Source organism: Tumidithrix elongata BACA0141 (assembly GCF_036349135.1).
GTDB lineage: Bacteria > Cyanobacteriota > Cyanobacteriia > Pseudanabaenales > Pseudanabaenaceae > Tumidithrix > Tumidithrix elongata.
Genome location: NZ_JAZBJZ010000053.1, coordinates 1 through 14,398, shown reverse-complemented (window position 1 = coordinate 14,398; position 14,398 = coordinate 1). Strand labels below are relative to the sequence as shown.

Genomic DNA, 14,398 nt, shown 5'->3' with positions numbered 1-14,398 from the left:
CGAACTCATGCAGTTTGAAGATGAGCAAGAAATTTTAGAACGCCAAATTGAATCTCAAGTCGAACGGCTTATTGACGTCCAAACTTGGGGACGATGGCTATTTAACCTATGCTTATGGCTGACAATTGGAGCCGCAAGTATTTGGAGCCTACGTTTTGATATTGCCATCTGGATTGAATATTTCACTTGGGCGGCAGTACGCTCTAGTATGCAATCCCATCGTTTAGCTTTTTTAGGGATAACTTTTTGCGTTGCCATGACCCTCGCGACGTTAGTTTGGCAAAGCTCGCAAATTCTTTGGGGAATTAGTAAACGCGAGAAGCGATCGCTGATCCGACAGGTGCAAAAAATTCAGCAGCAAGGCAAAGCTCACCCCCTCTGGCGTTGGGTATGTAAGGATAAAGCTAAGTAAGGAGAATCACATGTCTACTCTAATTCAGCAATCCATAGAAACCTTAGAAATTGAAGTTCCCGAAAAAAAAGTCTGGACTGATGAAGCATTCATGGCACTTCCCGATGATGGACATCGCTATGAAATTGTGAACGGAGAATTGATTGACATGGGAAACTCTGGCGCATTACACGGCTATATTTGCAGCACACTGATGATTTTGTTAGGTGGGTATGTTCGACTGCAATATCTTGGAGCCATGTTTGATTCCAGCACCGCGTTCAAAATGAAAAATGGTAATAAACGCTCTCCTGACATTGCTTTTTTTGCCAAAGCACGTCTACAAGGTATGACAGAGCTACCCTCTGGTTTCTTAGAAGGTGCACCCGATCTTGCTGTTGAAGTGCTGTCTCCTAGCAATACCGTTGAAGAAATTGATGACAAAATCAGAGAATATTTTGAGAATGGTTCGCGCCTAGTTTGGGTGGTTAGTCCAACACAGCACTACGTGATGGTCTACCGTTCCGCTCAAGAACCCGATCGCTTGCTCAAATCGGTAGATTCACTGGATGGTGAAGATGTTATTCCTGGTTTTTCGTACCCTATTAGTAGTCTTTTTCAACCCCTCTCATTCTAAAAATTTGGATTGAGGTATTGTACGTAATTGGGAAATAAACGATGGCTGCGATCAAGGTTCTGCATTTATCAGATATCCATCTGGGAAGTACGACCCATGGGCGGGTAAATCCCAAGACGGGACTAAATACGCGCTTTGAGGATTTTGTCAAAGCCTTAACCCTCTGCATCGATCGCGCCATTCACGAACCTGCGGATTTGGTCTTATTTGGTGGGGATGCTTTTCCAGATGCTACGCCGCCGCCGCTCGTGCAGCAGGCATTCGCAAGGCAGTTTCGGCGTCTTGCCGATGCCAACATTCCTACAGTGTTGTTGGTGGGAAACCACGATCAGCATTCGCAAGGACAGGGAGGCGCGAGTCTGGCGATTTATCGAAGTTTGGCAGTGCCGGGGTTTATCGTCGGCGATCGCATTGAGACCCATCTCATCTCCACAGAGGCAGGAGCAATTCAAATTATTACGCTGCCTTGGTTGACGCGATCGGCGTTACTCACCCGTCAAGAAACAGACGGGTTATCAATGACTGAAGTTGGGAAGTTACTAATCGATCGCCTCACGGTAGTTTTAGAAGCCGAAATTCGCCAACTCGATCCCAAGCTACCGACAATTCTCTTGGCGCATCTGATGGTTGACTCGGCTACCTATGGCTCAGAGCGGTTTCTAGCAGCAGGAAAAGGATTTACAATTCCGCTCTCTTTATTGGCAAAAGATGCCTTTGACTATGTTGCCCTAGGACATGTCCATCGCCATCAAGTGCTTTGCCAACATCCTTTAGTGGTTTATCCGGGCAGCATTGAGCGCGTAGACTTTGGCGAAGAAAAAGAAGAAAAAGGATATTGCTGGCTCGAAGTAGACAAGGGAGAAACCAAGTTTGAGTTTTGTCCCTTACCCGCACGACCATTTCGGACGATAGAGATCGATGTTACTGACAGCGAAAAACCGCAAGCTCTTTTGCTGAAAGCGATCGCCACCAGTCAAATCACCGATGCCGTGGTGCGGCTGATCTACCAAGCCAAACCCGAACAGTTGAGCCAAATTGACGATCGGGAATTGCATCAAGCATTAGCCCCTGCCCATAACTACGCGATCGCCCCCGAAGTCATTAACCAATCAACGCGTACCCGTGCGGCTGAGTTAAACACGGTTGAAGCCCTCGACCCGATCGCCGCACTCAGAGCCTACCTCAGTACGCGCGAAGATTTAAAAAACTGCGAAGTCGATCTACTGATTGCAGCCAGAGAACTTCTAGGAGAAGTTGGCGGGGAAATGGATGGGGCAGATGAGAATGCTCCCGAGTTGTCTAAAACTCAGGAGATCCCTACCCAGCAACTAACCATGTTTTAGCGTTGGGCTTTAGAACTAGATACGATTCAAGCAAAAACTACTTTTTCGCTTTTCCAGTTGCTTTTTCAGAGACAGTCTCAACTTCAGTGTCAGTGGACTGTGCGGGTGTCTCATCAACAGCATCGGGTAGCTCTACTTCTGCTTGAGGAAGCGCTTCAGGGTTTGAGGGCTCTACCTTGGTGGGTGCAGGTTCGGCAAGAGAACCATTTAGTGCTTGGTCGAGAACGATACGAGCTTGCTCTGCCTGCGATCGCGCATCCAAATAACGCAAATTAAATTGGGCAAAATTCTTTAAAACCTTAAAGCCTTCTTTGAGGCTGTTGATTTCCTCTTCGCTGACGGGGGCATCACTAAATAGAATATCGACTTGGGCGCGGATCTTCATTGCTTCAGTGCGAAGCTCTTGTACCTTAATTTTGAGCGTAGCCAAGTTGTTTAACAACTGTACAGCTTGCGTTACGGCATCATCTTGATCGCTGGTGACTGTCATGGCTGGCTCCTTTACTTCAATAAATTGCTGAGGACTAAACCCATCAGCCAAATCTGTGTCTAACTTTCCCTCATCCATGAGTTCAATCAGTTGCGCCATCGCTTTTTCGCGGGCTTTAAGAGAGTCCCTACCAGAAACAGTGAGAATAACTTCAGGACTTTGAGCGAGCGTATATTGAACCATTTTGAAACCGCTATGCGTGAATTACTTTGATGCGTAAGGATCTTAACAATTTTTGGGCGAGATTTTCACTTAATCATCGAAGCCCCAAAGCTGTGGATTAAGGATAAATCGGCAAACCAGCCCAGTCCCAAACCAAGCGCCGATAAGATTGCCAAGGTAAAAAAGCTGACAACTTTATTGTTGGTAAAGGCTTGCAACTCGACCCGTGCCACATACATCAACATCGCCCACACCACGGAAATTCCGATTGACAAAAAAAGGATCTGCGTCTGCTTGAGAAAAACAAGGAGAATCGCTGCCAAAGCCCAAGCGATCGCCAAAATCCATGCCGTAGCGAAAGCAAGAGACCCCGATCCAATCCAAATGCGCCAGTCTGCACCATGAATCGAAAGCAACCAACCAAATGCTGCATAGCTAACTAATAGCAACAATACAGAGAGTGCGGGTATTTTCTTGATAAAGTTCATAACTTATCCGCCAAATTTTATGTAGAGTCAGGTGGATCTATGAGTGAGAGCAATTATATCAATTCATTTGCTTTTGCATCATGCCGATCGCTGTAGCACCAACAATTCGCTGCAAATAAAGATAGCTACGAGTTTTAAAACAGGTAAAGCCCATACGTTCGTATAACCTGCGGGCACTAGAGTTGGCAGCAGCAACATCGAGTCTAATCCGATCGAACTGGTTCTGTCGGGCAAATTCAAAAATCTCTTGCAACAAAAATGTGCCAATGCCCTGCCCACGAGCTGAATCTTTAACGATGAGTGCGTCTAGAAACAACTCACCCTGTCTGACGCGATGCTTAAACGAGGTATATAGAAAGAAACTGAGCGTTCCTTTGATCGTCCCTAATTCTTCGGTAAAAATAGAGAGATTAAACTGTAAAAAGCTGCGATCATCATAGCGCAAGCCTGCCAGCCCCACAAATCGATCTTGACAAAGCGCCACCATCGTCAGCTCGGGGTCGATCGCTTTGCGAAAAATAGCTACAGCACTTTCTTTAGAGCCAAACAACGGCTGAATTTTTTGACCAAATGCCTCGTAAAACATCTCGGCTGCTTCAGCCCGCAAAGGCTCTGGCAACCCCAACCCGATTTCTAAGTCTTCAGGAATATTCACGTCTTGTGCTATCACGTATCAGAAATTTATCAAATAAAAACTAAAGGCAGCATGGCATGAACCACGCTACCTCTAATTTTTCCCAAGATTAACAATTTACAGATCGTGCAGCTACGTTAAAGTCAGCGCACAGTTAGCATTAGTAGCGAGGAGTGTTAGGCTTGTGCACGATAAAGCTCAATACTTGGCACTGCTTGATGTTGTCAAAACCAACAACACGGATGTAGCTACCAGGATAGCTAGAACGGCAAGCTTGAACTTCGCTTAAAACTTCTTGAGGAGTTTTGGCGTTAAACATAGGCAGCTTCCACAGAGTCCAGTAGTGGACAGCAGGGTCAGAGTTTTCGTTAAACTCGATCGCTGGGTAGAAACCTTGCTTGAGGGAGTACTCGATCTGACGAGTGATTTGAGCATCGCTCAAGGGTGGCAAGTAGGAAAGCGTTTCGTAACGACGCTCTTTAGGTAAAGTTTGCATTATTTTCTCGTGATTACAGTGATGAATAGAACGAAATTAGGTGGTTGTGCGATCGCTATCAGAATCTAACTCTTCATTGGAATCGCTGGTTGAATCGCTATCTAAATTAGTTGCTAGATCCTCGCATTCCGCATACCCCTGGGTCGCCTGAACGCTCATGATGCGTTCGAGGTGCTGACACCGATGCTGCATATTTGATTGTTGGATCCCCGTTCGAGTCATCTCAGGCAAGAAATCTAAAATTTCATTGGCGAGATGTTCTCTAACGGTCATCACTCGAAAAGCTAACTCTTGGTGAACTTCAAGCAATTCTTGAATGTAGAGATCGCCATTTTGAATTTTCTCGCGCGATGAGAATTGGTTGAACCAGTGAGCTTTTAACAAATCTGTTTCTTGCAACTGCTCAGAAACCGTCTTCACAGCTTCATAGGTCAGATAGTTTATGAGCATACTCGCTGTGGACTTGGTAGTGCGCTTGATATTCATAGGCTTGATCGACCAAGAGTGAAAGGTTAGGGCTATTGATAAAATAAGTATTTATACTAACAGACCCTAACCTAAGCCCATCGATTAGAGGGTATCCATTGCTTCAAATTCAAACTTGATCTCTTTCCAGAGTTCTAGAGCTACAGCCAACTCAGGTGACCAACGGCCAGCTTCGCGGAGAACATCTCCACCTTCACGCCATAGGTTACGACCTTCGTTACGTGCTTGGATACAAGCTTCCAAAGCAACGCGGTTAGCTGCTGCACCAGGAGCTGCACCCCATGGGTGACCTAGTGTGCCACCACCAAACTGCAAGCAGGAGTCATCACCAAAGATGGCAACGAGTGCTGGCATGTGCCATACGTGGATACCACCCGAAGCCACAGGCATCGTACCAGGCATAGAAGCCCAGTCTTGGGTAAAGTAGATACCACGAGAGCGATCTTGCTCGATATGATCTTCACGCATGAGGTCAACAAAGCCCATGGTGATTTCCTTTTCACCTTCGAGTTTACCCACAACCGTACCAGAGTGTAGGTGGTCGCCACCAGACATACGTAGGCACTTAGCAAGTACGCGGAAGTGAATCCCGTGAGTTTTTTGACGGTCGATAACAGCGTGCATAGCACGGTGAATGTGAAGCAATACACCGTTACGACGGCACCACTTCGAGAGGGTTGTGTTAGCAGTAAAACCACCGGTTAGGAAGTCATGCATGATGATCGGTGTGCCGATTTCTTTCGCAAAATCAGCACGTTCGAGCATTTGTTCGCAGGTAGGAGCGGTAACGTTGAGGTAGTGACCTTTAACTTCACCGGTTTCAGCCTGTGCCTTTTCGATCGCTTCTTGAACGAAGAGGAAACGATCGCGCCAGCGCATGAAAGGCTGAGAGTTGATGTTTTCGTCGTCTTTGGTGAAGTCTAGACCGCCACGCAAGCACTCATACACGGCACGACCGTAGTTCTTTGCAGACAAACCGAGCTTTGGTTTGATCGTGCAACCGAGGAGAGGACGACCGTATTTGTTTAACTTGTCGCGCTCAACTTGAATCCCGTGAGGAGGTCCTTCGAACGTCTTGAGGTAAGCAATGGGAACGCGAATATCTTCTAAACGCAAAGAACGTAGGGCTTTGAAACCAAATACGTTACCCACCAATGAAGTCAATAGGTTGGTTACAGAGCCTTCTTCGAACAAGTCGAGAGGATAAGCGATGTAAGCGATAAATTGGTTGTCTTCGTTGGGAACGGATTCCACATCATAGCAACGACCTTTGTAGCGATCGAGGTCGGTCAACAAATCTGTCCATACAGTTGTCCAAGTACCTGTCGAAGATTCTGCGGCAACAGCTGCTGCAGCTTCTTCAGGAGGCACGCCTGGCTGAGGACTGAAGCGGAATGCTGCCAGAATATCTGTATCTCTGGGGGTGTAATCGGGAGTATAGTACTTTAATTTGTAATCTTGAACGCCCGCTTGGTACCCAGATTTAGACTGAGTTTGTGTTTGCGAGTAAGACATTTGGGTCTCCTTAAGAGGTTAGATAAACAATGGCTTTGTAAAACTTGGGCAGCCTTAGGCAGCACTGACACAAGCAAGTGATAGGTCGAATTTAGATTTTTATTTCTGGTTTGGTGTAATTTTTTTAGATTTGCACTGACAGCTTTTAAGACTAAGCAGATCTCTATAGTCTTTTAAAAGACTTTCAAGTTATCTAAGGTCAGCAAGGCATCCATAAGGCCGTGTGATTTGAGTAGTTTTGCAATTTGCTACCCTGACTCACCACCATACTTGTGTCTTGAACTACTGCATCTTGAACTGTATTTTGAGCAAACAAAACCATTTGCTAAATTTTAAGTCTGATTTTACCAGTCTGTTTTAACCAACCAATCAGATTTTCTAAATCCGAGCCGATGGATAGAACTTGTACAGGTTGATCCTAGTAAGTAAGGGAACCAATTAAATTCTGATCGATGCTTTTAATTTAAACATAGAATGAGCGATCGTTACGTTAGTTATCTTTGCGAATTCTTTGGCTAAATTGACAAGAGATTATGACGAAATTCCATAGAGCGATCCGACATATCCAATCACCTGAAATCTTTACCCAGAAAGGACACTAATGTATTTGAGGTCTACTAGACCCTAAAGAAATTCTAAGTAGATTTACCTACAAATTGGCATTTTAGGAAGGTTTATTTGTACAAAAATGAGGCAATGAAATAATTTATATGTCACATAAACAGAACTGAACAAACAGTTGTTAAAGAGGTTTAATATTTTGTTAGTAAGTACAACTAATCTTAAATATAAGTAACATTGCAATTTCTTGGGTTTGAGAAATTGTGCCATTCTTGCTAACAGAATTAATCGCCTACCACACTTTGTTCATTGCACATGGAGAAAGGAAGAAGTCTAATGAATAGACAAGAATGCATAGTCAAAAGTCTATGTATTCTTGAGCAACGAAATCTGCCTAAGACTGAGTAGCTTTCTATACATGTGAAGCTCTCATAGTCAGGAAGAGTATGGGCAAAATGTCACAATCTCGTCAAAGGTCAGGCAAAAGCCTTTCCCTTAATTATGATTCCTCCCGTTTTCGTCAGTTCTTCGCTTCTCTTTTCTTTCTTCCACTTGCCAATATTCCATTCTGTATGATTTAAGGGAGGTATCCTCACACCCACGCATCCTTATTCTCAAATCGTACTGTCAGACCTCAAGTTAGATCTTCACAAATATTCTGCAATTCCTTCATTCTTCTTCTACTTAAATTTTGCTTACGATCGCACAGCATTGCTCCTGTCAAAACTCATCACCCAAATTCATCAATGGTGAAGCAGCTCTGTTAAGTTTGTGTGGCTAACAATACTAATAAAATTAGAATTTGCGGTAGGATGTGGTAAAAATATGCCCAACTAAAATTTCTCGCAACATAATTTAGTGGTTTCCAAATCTTGGTGAAATCTCTGAGGTGTTGAGATCGAAGCCTAAGCCTTGGCGGGTAAGTTAAAGTATCTTGTTCTAAATTTCAAGGCACAGAAACAGATGGTGCAACAGCCCAAAACATTCCGCATCGATCGCGGTATTGGTCAATATGATTTTAATGACTACTATGCTGTTTTGGGGCTCCCTGTTACGGCAACCGCTGGGTTGGTGCGTAAACGCTATTTAACCATCGCCAAAAACCTACATCCTGACATTTTTGGGCGATCGCCCGACGAAAAAGTAATTGCAGGTCAATATTTATCTAAACTGGTCAACCCTGCCTACAACGTTTTAAATCAAGAGCGCGAGCGCACAGAATATTCAGCGATTCTCAAGTTACTAGCAAAGCGATTGATGAAACGCAACCAAAAGTTTGTTCCACAGTCTGAGGTTGCTAAAAAACTCTTGCAGATCTCGAATGTTTCTAGTTACGAGCAGGCAGTACAAGATATTGCCAAAATTCAATACGAGCAGCTCGATAAAATCTTAGAATATACAGCCCAGCTCAGCGAACTCAACCTAGTTTATGTCTTACTCCAAGAAGGGTACAAACCCTTTACTTCCGAAGAAGTAGCTAAATCTTCTTCAATGAATGGAGACACAACGACAATTCAGCCACCTAGCTACACATCTAAAAACTACACCTCTAGTTCTAGTAGTAGTGGCTCTAGCTATCGTCAGACTAGCGGTACAAACGCAAGCTACCCAAATACAGGCAATACGACTAGCTTCACTCAGTCTAAGTCAACACAATCAGGTTCAACCCAGTCACGACCAACTGGAGCATCTCAATCTAATTCTTCGCAGTACCGTGCTAGCCAAGATACAGCAGACGCAGCATCGAATAGTGGAAGCAGTTCAATTCAACAGAATATTAGACAAGCTGAACTCTTTATTGCCCAAAAAGAATGGTCTTCTGCTTTAAAAGAGCTTCGTAGTGCTATCCAAATTGATTGTAACAATAGTAAATGTCATGCGCTCTTGGGTGTAGTTTATGTAAATCAAAAGCTTGCTGGCATGGCAAAAGTTAGTTTTCAGCAAGCACTCAAGTTAAACCCGCAAGAACCGATCGCGCTCAAGTATATGAGTCAGTTAGGTAGCAAAGATTCATCTTCACAATCTACAACGCAGGCAAATGCCAATACAAACAAGAAAGATTCAAATAAAAAAGGTGGTTTTTTTGGCTGGCTGGGTGGACAGTAGCAACAACTAAACGCATAGCAATGGACTTTCGCTGACACTACCTATTCTAGGAGGTTCAAGCATGCATCTCGTAGATTTCCCGCTATTCTTCCTCTTCGCCACAGAACGGCAGGAATCTTCAGGTTCGGGAATTGCTTCACTTAGAATCCATATTTTCGGTAATTTTTGTGTAACTTGTGAGCAGGTTGTGGGTAACTTTTATATAACCCATAGGGGTTGCAATTTTACTAACAAAGCTCTGTAATAGATTCATCTAGTGTAAATAAACTGAAACTTCACTTAAGATATATCTACTCGCATCAAAATATTCAAAATACTTTTAGATAGATAGGAAGTTCGCCATGGTAAACCAATCACTGGCTTTTAAGGTTAATTTAGGAATTGGTAAATATAGCTCAGGCGATCACTATGCAGTACTGGGTTTACCCGTTCATGCGGAGGCTTCTCAAATCCGTAAGCGTTATTTCAATATTGCCAAAATCTTACATCCTGATGTCTATGGAAAGTCGCCACAGGAAAGCGATCGCGCTTGCACTTACCTCGCTAAATTAGTCAGTCCTGCCTATAACACGCTCATGCAAGAGCGCGAACGCGTTGAATATCAAGCGCTACTAAAGCTTATTGCCAAACGGTTGATGAAAAGAGGTGAGGGGCTAGAACCACAGTCAGATGTTGCGCGTTTGCTCGCTACTGCCCCAAACGATCTGAACTATGAGAAAGCTGTGCGATCGCTTGCTGAGATGCAGTATCAATCTCTCGATAAAGCCCTAGACTATACTGGGCAACTGAGCGAATTAAACCTTGTCTATGTTTTAGCTCAATCTGGGTATAAACCCTTTGCTTCACCAATCATTGCTGTTAGCAGTCCGACTGTAGGTAGCTCGATCAAAACCTCAACCTCTTCTACTAGCGATAGTTCGGTTCTTAAAACCAATTCTTTCCAACATTCCGCTTATAAGCCACCTACTTCTTCCTATCGTTCTTCAGAGCCTGAAGTGAAAGCATCAGGAAATAGTCAAAGTAGCAATAGCAGTCAAGCGAAAAGCCAAATTCATCTAGCAGAACAATATATCGAGCAAAAGCAATGGGCTTTTGCACTCAAAGAATTGCGGGCTGTTCTACAGCTTGACCCAAGCTCCAGTAAGTGTCACGCCTTGCTCGGTCTGGTGTATGTAAAGCAAAACTTAAACAGCATGGCAAAAGTCAGTTTTCAGCAGGCACTTAAACTTAACCCACAAGAGCCGCTAGCATTGCAATATCTCAAACAACTTAACCTGGCCAAAGACGCCGACGCCAAAGCACAAAAGCCACAGAAAGGTGGTTTCTTTGGTTGGCTTGGAGGCGGCTCGTAAGTAGTAGAAAAAATTCCTGAAATCACACAAAATACCTGTACATACCTCAAACAAATCACGCTATTGTTTCTAGAATTTTAGGGTTAGGATATGTAAATCGTTGTTAACAGCTTTTGGTCATGACAGAAGGGCAACTGGCAAGCTCGCCAATCGTTATTCGGATTGATCGAGGGATTAGTCAGTTTAATCATGACTACTATGCGGCTTTGGGCGTTCCCATTACAGCGGACGTTAACCTAATCCGCCATATGTATATAGACATCGCCAAGATTTTGCATCCTGACGTTTATGGTCGCCCTCTGCAAGAAAAAGAAATTGCCACGCAGTACCTAGCAAAAATGGTGAATCCTGCCTATGACATACTCATGCAGGAAAGAGAACGAGAAGCTTACCGAGCCATCTTTAAACTGTTGGCAAAGCGTCTCATGCAAAAAGTTCGTAATATTGGCATAAAATCTGCGATCGCGAAACAATTGTTGCTTAATCCCAACGAAGCAGCCTACGAAAAATTTGTTTTTGCCGTTGCCGATCGTCAGTACAAATCCCTAGACAAAATCTTGGAATATACTGCTCAGTTGAGCGAGCTTAATCTAGTTTATATTTTGTACAGAGAGGGTTATCGGTTCAGCGATCCAGACTTTTCTAGCGTTCTAACCTACGCCAACCCTAAAAATCGAGTTAGTGATAGCAGTAATAGCGACGACGATCAAACAATCTTTCAAACGGGCGATGAAACGATCGTTCAAACCTCCCCTATCAAGCCACCTGCAAAAGAGAAAACAACTTCACAGATTTCCCAAGCCAAACCACCAGCTAACGCTCAGACGAAACAATCTACCTATAACCAAAACCTGAGCCGAACTTACAGTCCTCCCCCTCAACCAGCATCCAATCAAGACGAAACTTTTATTCAGTCGCGAGAACAATTTCCGCTAAATCCACAGTCTGATGTAAGTTTTGCGACCCGTGTGGCTATGGCAGAAGAATATATGAGCCAAAAGCAATGGTTGCAGGCACTGCGGGAACTTCGCATCGCCATTCAGCTTAATAACCAAGATAGTAAATGTATGGCAATGTTAGGGGTTGTCTATAAAAATATCAACCAACCCAGCATGGCAAAGGTTAGCTTTCAGCAAGCACTGAAGTTGAACCCCAAAGAGCCTTTAGCCTTACAGTATATGAGTAGCCTGAATAAAGGCAGTACGACAAACTCTAAAACTGAGCCTAAAAAAGCCGACGCCCCAAAAGGTTGGTTTTTTGGATTGTTAGGTCTGCGTACGCCCGATCGAAAAGATCGCAAGTAAAGATCCTTAGCTTGAAGAATCAATTGGTGGCGAAATCGATCTAGGATTCTTGTGTAAAGCGTAACAAAAACACATGGTGCATCAGCTTCCGATCGGAGCCAAAGATTTATTGCCGCTAGATGTCGCTCAAAAGCGGTGGATTGAGAGTCGTTTGCAAAACGTATTTCAATCATGGGGTTATCAGAGAATCATCACACCAACCCTCGAACGACTAGAGACATTGACAGCAGGCGGTACTGTACAGCCAGAGTCCGTAATTCAACTCTATGGTAGTGGGATGGATGTTTTGGGACTCAGACCCGAACTCACCGCATCGATCGCCCGTGCCTATGCTGCCCGTTTAAGTAGAGAAGTCACAAATTGCCCCCAAAGGCTCTATTACAGTGCCAATGTCTTTCGTCGCAAAAGTGAGTCAGGCTCACCATTATTGGCGAGTCTGCAAGAGTATTACCAATCAGGTGTGGAGTTACTGGGTGGCGCAGGCTTACTGGCTGACGGTGAGATTTTGTTGCTCTTAGCTGAGTGTCTCAAGCAGGTTGAACTGACCAATTGGCAGGTGATTCTAGGAGATGCTGGACTAACTGGGACGCTAATTGAGACATTCCCATCGCAATATCGTGAAAAAATCCGTCACTGCTTAGCTCATTTAGATCGGATTCAGCTAGAGAACCTAGAGATTCCAGATGCGGTTAAAGAAAGGGCTTTGCAATTGATTGACCTGCGCGGTCGTCCCCAAGCAGTTTTAGCGAGGCTGTCTACCTTTGCCTGGGCATCAGAGTTAAGCAACGCAATCAACCACGTTAAATCTTTGGTCGATTTGTTAGAATCTGCTGGTTTTGCAAATGCGCTGGTTTTAGATCTGAGCTTAGTTCAAACGTTTGACTATTACACAGGCATTGTGTTTGAAGTAGTTTGTGAGAACCATGTAATCGCTCAAGGTGGGCGCTACGATCGCTTATTAGGGGTCTATCATCCCCAAGGAATCACATACCCCAGTATCGGCTTTTGCTTGAATCTGGAAGATCTGCACCAAGTTTTACTGACAACCTTGCCTCAAAGCACCCAAACCACAGACTATTTAGTGGTTCCCTGTACCCCACAGGCAACGCATCTCGCTTTTGTTCATGCAGACCAGTTACGCACCTCTGCGGAACGCCCATCTGTAGAGCTAGAGTTAGCATTTCGCTCAGAACAACTTATACGAGACTATGCCCGATCGCGGGGGATCAAACAAATTGCTTGGGTGCGCGATGGTGAAGCGATCGCGTTGGAAAAGCTGTAATCTTGAATCCAAGCTCAAACAGGCTGATAGTCAAACTTTGTATGAATTAGGGACTTGCGCAAAAATATTTTATCGATAAGCTCAACATTGGCTTTGACTCAGTTCGGCATCGCTTACTGACATCCACTCAGCCAACGTTGAGACTCTAATTTATGGCAAATCCCTGATTACAACTTTGTATGAGTCCTGATACCAATAAAGGTTCCTCTCGTCTCCGCTTGGTAGTACCCCTGTAGCATGCTTTCTGCAATATTTGATCCCAAGCTGTCAAACTGCTCAAATACGCAATCAAAGCCAATATCTTGTATTAGCTGAAGTAGGTATTCCCGTTGAATCCAGAAAGCACGACGGTTGTCCCAAGAAGACCAGTTAAGCTCTTCTCGCCTGCTAAACGATTTGTCATCTTTGAATTCTGTAAACCATCGACCAGGCAAACCTTCGTTGATACTCATGCTTGACAGTGCAAATTTGCCGTCTTGGTTCTTGGCTGCCTTTCCCAAAACCTTTCGTATCCAGAGGGGGAATGGTAACCGTGAATAAACAGTATCCGTTGAAAAGTGTGTCTGTAGAATCAATAATTTTGTCGTTACCGATGAAACTGTTTCAAGGAAAGCTTTAGGTTGATCTAGGTGATACAGGAGTCCACAACAGAATATGGCATCGAACATGCCATATTCCGCAATATTTAACACGTTGTCTTTTACAAAAGTTAAGTTTGGTAGACTAGTTCTCAGCTTAACGTAATCGCACGCTTTGATATTTGTATCGCGAACATCAATTCCCAAGACTTGAAATCCCATACGAGCGAATTCGACAGCAAAACCTCCTTCCAAACACCCAAGGTCAGCTAGCCGAAGGTGTCTCTTGTCCCCCGGGAAAACGGTCTCTAGAACTCGTCTCGAAGAAACGAACCATGGATGTGACTCCATTGTGAATCCAAGCTCGGGTTTTGTGAAAGTACCATCATCAAGACGAATGTTGTGCGCGGTAAATTTAATAGTCATTTACGTAGTTTTCACCCATTTCAGCTTTAGCAAACCAACTAGCCGCTTATGCGTAAGCGGCTAGTTGGTTACATTAGCATTGGTAGAGATCTTACTGGACTTTGGACTAAAAAAAGAAAAAAAGGCAGCAGGTGCTTGGCACAAACT

General features: G+C 44.2%; 13 protein-coding genes and 1 pseudogene. 7 read left to right on the top strand and 7 right to left on the bottom strand.

Annotated features, from left to right (window positions below; all coding sequences use genetic code 11):
- The first annotated feature begins 7 nt into the window (after positions 1 to 7).
- The 3 genes from V2H45_RS13820 to sbcD are packed head-to-tail and all read left to right on the top strand — an operon-like array spanning position 8 to position 2,371.
- Positions 8 to 412: a hypothetical protein gene (locus V2H45_RS13820; RefSeq protein WP_330484231.1), complete on the top strand. Its 405-nt coding sequence runs from the start codon at positions 8 to 10 to the stop codon at positions 410 to 412.
- A 10-nt stretch (positions 413 to 422) separates the two neighbouring features.
- Positions 423 to 1,028 carry a Uma2 family endonuclease gene (locus V2H45_RS13815; RefSeq protein WP_330484230.1) on the top strand — a complete coding sequence of 202 codons (606 nt, stop codon included), beginning with the start codon at positions 423 to 425 and terminating at the stop codon, positions 1,026 to 1,028.
- A gap of 41 nt (positions 1,029 to 1,069) precedes the next feature.
- Positions 1,070 to 2,371, top strand: a complete 1,302-nt coding sequence (sbcD, locus tag V2H45_RS13810) for an exonuclease subunit SbcD (protein WP_330484229.1) — start codon at positions 1,070 to 1,072, stop codon at positions 2,369 to 2,371.
- Positions 2,372 to 2,570: 199 nt separating this feature from the next.
- On the opposite strand, the pseudogene V2H45_RS13805 reads toward sbcD, so the two are convergent.
- The 6 genes and pseudogenes from V2H45_RS13805 to V2H45_RS13780 all read right to left on the bottom strand — a co-directional run.
- Positions 2,571 to 3,044 (bottom strand): annotated as a pseudogene (locus V2H45_RS13805) (hypothetical protein); the annotation flags it as partial.
- A gap of 65 nt (positions 3,045 to 3,109) precedes the next feature.
- Complete coding sequence (locus V2H45_RS13800) at positions 3,110 to 3,511, bottom strand: hypothetical protein (RefSeq protein WP_330484227.1); 402 nt, start codon at positions 3,509 to 3,511, stop codon at positions 3,110 to 3,112.
- A gap of 58 nt (positions 3,512 to 3,569) precedes the next feature.
- The gene (locus V2H45_RS13795) at positions 3,570 to 4,181 is read right to left on the bottom strand and encodes a GNAT family N-acetyltransferase (RefSeq protein ID WP_330484226.1); all 612 of its coding nucleotides are present in this window, start codon (positions 4,179 to 4,181) and stop codon (positions 3,570 to 3,572) included.
- A gap of 124 nt (positions 4,182 to 4,305) precedes the next feature.
- On the bottom strand, positions 4,306 to 4,641 hold the full coding sequence (locus V2H45_RS13790; RefSeq protein ID WP_330484225.1) for a ribulose bisphosphate carboxylase small subunit: 336 nt from the start codon (positions 4,639 to 4,641) through the stop codon (positions 4,306 to 4,308).
- 36 nt (positions 4,642 to 4,677) lie between these two features.
- Positions 4,678 to 5,127 (bottom strand): chaperonin family protein RbcX, encoded by a 450-nt coding sequence (locus V2H45_RS13785; RefSeq protein ID WP_330484224.1) that lies wholly within the window; start codon positions 5,125 to 5,127, stop codon positions 4,678 to 4,680.
- A gap of 84 nt (positions 5,128 to 5,211) precedes the next feature.
- Positions 5,212 to 6,642: a ribulose-bisphosphate carboxylase large subunit gene (locus tag V2H45_RS13780; protein WP_330484223.1), complete on the bottom strand. Its 1,431-nt coding sequence runs from the start codon at positions 6,640 to 6,642 to the stop codon at positions 5,212 to 5,214.
- A 1,524-nt stretch (positions 6,643 to 8,166) separates the two neighbouring features.
- On the opposite strand from V2H45_RS13780, the gene V2H45_RS13775 reads away from it, so the two are divergent.
- From V2H45_RS13775 to V2H45_RS13760, 4 genes are all read left to right on the top strand, one after another.
- Positions 8,167 to 9,309, top strand: coding sequence for a J domain-containing protein (locus tag V2H45_RS13775; protein WP_330484222.1), 1,143 nt, complete (start codon positions 8,167 to 8,169; stop codon positions 9,307 to 9,309).
- 341 nt (positions 9,310 to 9,650) lie between these two features.
- Positions 9,651 to 10,661, top strand: a complete 1,011-nt coding sequence (locus V2H45_RS13770; RefSeq protein ID WP_330484221.1) for a DnaJ domain-containing protein — start codon at positions 9,651 to 9,653, stop codon at positions 10,659 to 10,661.
- A gap of 119 nt (positions 10,662 to 10,780) precedes the next feature.
- A complete protein-coding gene (locus V2H45_RS13765) occupies positions 10,781 to 11,965 on the top strand; it encodes a J domain-containing protein (RefSeq protein WP_330484220.1) in 1,185 nt (394 codons plus the stop codon).
- A gap of 73 nt (positions 11,966 to 12,038) precedes the next feature.
- On the top strand, positions 12,039 to 13,247 hold the full coding sequence (locus tag V2H45_RS13760; protein ID WP_330484219.1) for an ATP phosphoribosyltransferase regulatory subunit: 1,209 nt from the start codon (positions 12,039 to 12,041) through the stop codon (positions 13,245 to 13,247).
- A gap of 167 nt (positions 13,248 to 13,414) precedes the next feature.
- On the opposite strand, the gene V2H45_RS13755 is transcribed toward V2H45_RS13760, so the two are convergent.
- Entirely contained in the window at positions 13,415 to 14,251 is an 837-nt protein-coding gene (locus V2H45_RS13755) for a class I SAM-dependent methyltransferase (RefSeq protein WP_408648782.1), read from the bottom strand.
- Between the last annotated feature and the right edge of the window lie 147 nt (positions 14,252 to 14,398).

Excerpts from the sequence above, each read along its gene's own strand:
- V2H45_RS13755 (WP_408648782.1), bottom strand. The coding sequence starts at position 14,251 with ATGACTATTAAATTTACCGCGCACAACATTCGTCTTGATGATGGTACT.
- V2H45_RS13780 (WP_330484223.1), bottom strand. The coding sequence starts at position 6,642 with ATGTCTTACTCGCAAACACAAACTCAGTCTAAATCTGGGTACCAAGCG.
- V2H45_RS13765 (WP_330484220.1), top strand. The coding sequence starts at position 10,781 with ATGACAGAAGGGCAACTGGCAAGCTCGCCAATCGTTATTCGGATTGAT.
- V2H45_RS13820 (WP_330484231.1), top strand. The coding sequence starts at position 8 with ATGCAGTTTGAAGATGAGCAAGAAATTTTAGAACGCCAAATTGAATCT.
- V2H45_RS13775 (WP_330484222.1), top strand. The coding sequence starts at position 8,167 with ATGGTGCAACAGCCCAAAACATTCCGCATCGATCGCGGTATTGGTCAA.
- V2H45_RS13785 (WP_330484224.1), bottom strand. The coding sequence starts at position 5,127 with ATGAATATCAAGCGCACTACCAAGTCCACAGCGAGTATGCTCATAAAC.
- V2H45_RS13760 (WP_330484219.1), top strand. The coding sequence starts at position 12,039 with ATGGTGCATCAGCTTCCGATCGGAGCCAAAGATTTATTGCCGCTAGAT.
- V2H45_RS13790 (WP_330484225.1), bottom strand. The coding sequence starts at position 4,641 with ATGCAAACTTTACCTAAAGAGCGTCGTTACGAAACGCTTTCCTACTTG.
- V2H45_RS13815 (WP_330484230.1), top strand. The coding sequence starts at position 423 with ATGTCTACTCTAATTCAGCAATCCATAGAAACCTTAGAAATTGAAGTT.
- sbcD (WP_330484229.1), top strand. The coding sequence starts at position 1,070 with ATGGCTGCGATCAAGGTTCTGCATTTATCAGATATCCATCTGGGAAGT.
- V2H45_RS13800 (WP_330484227.1), bottom strand. The coding sequence starts at position 3,511 with ATGAACTTTATCAAGAAAATACCCGCACTCTCTGTATTGTTGCTATTA.
- V2H45_RS13770 (WP_330484221.1), top strand. The coding sequence starts at position 9,651 with ATGGTAAACCAATCACTGGCTTTTAAGGTTAATTTAGGAATTGGTAAA.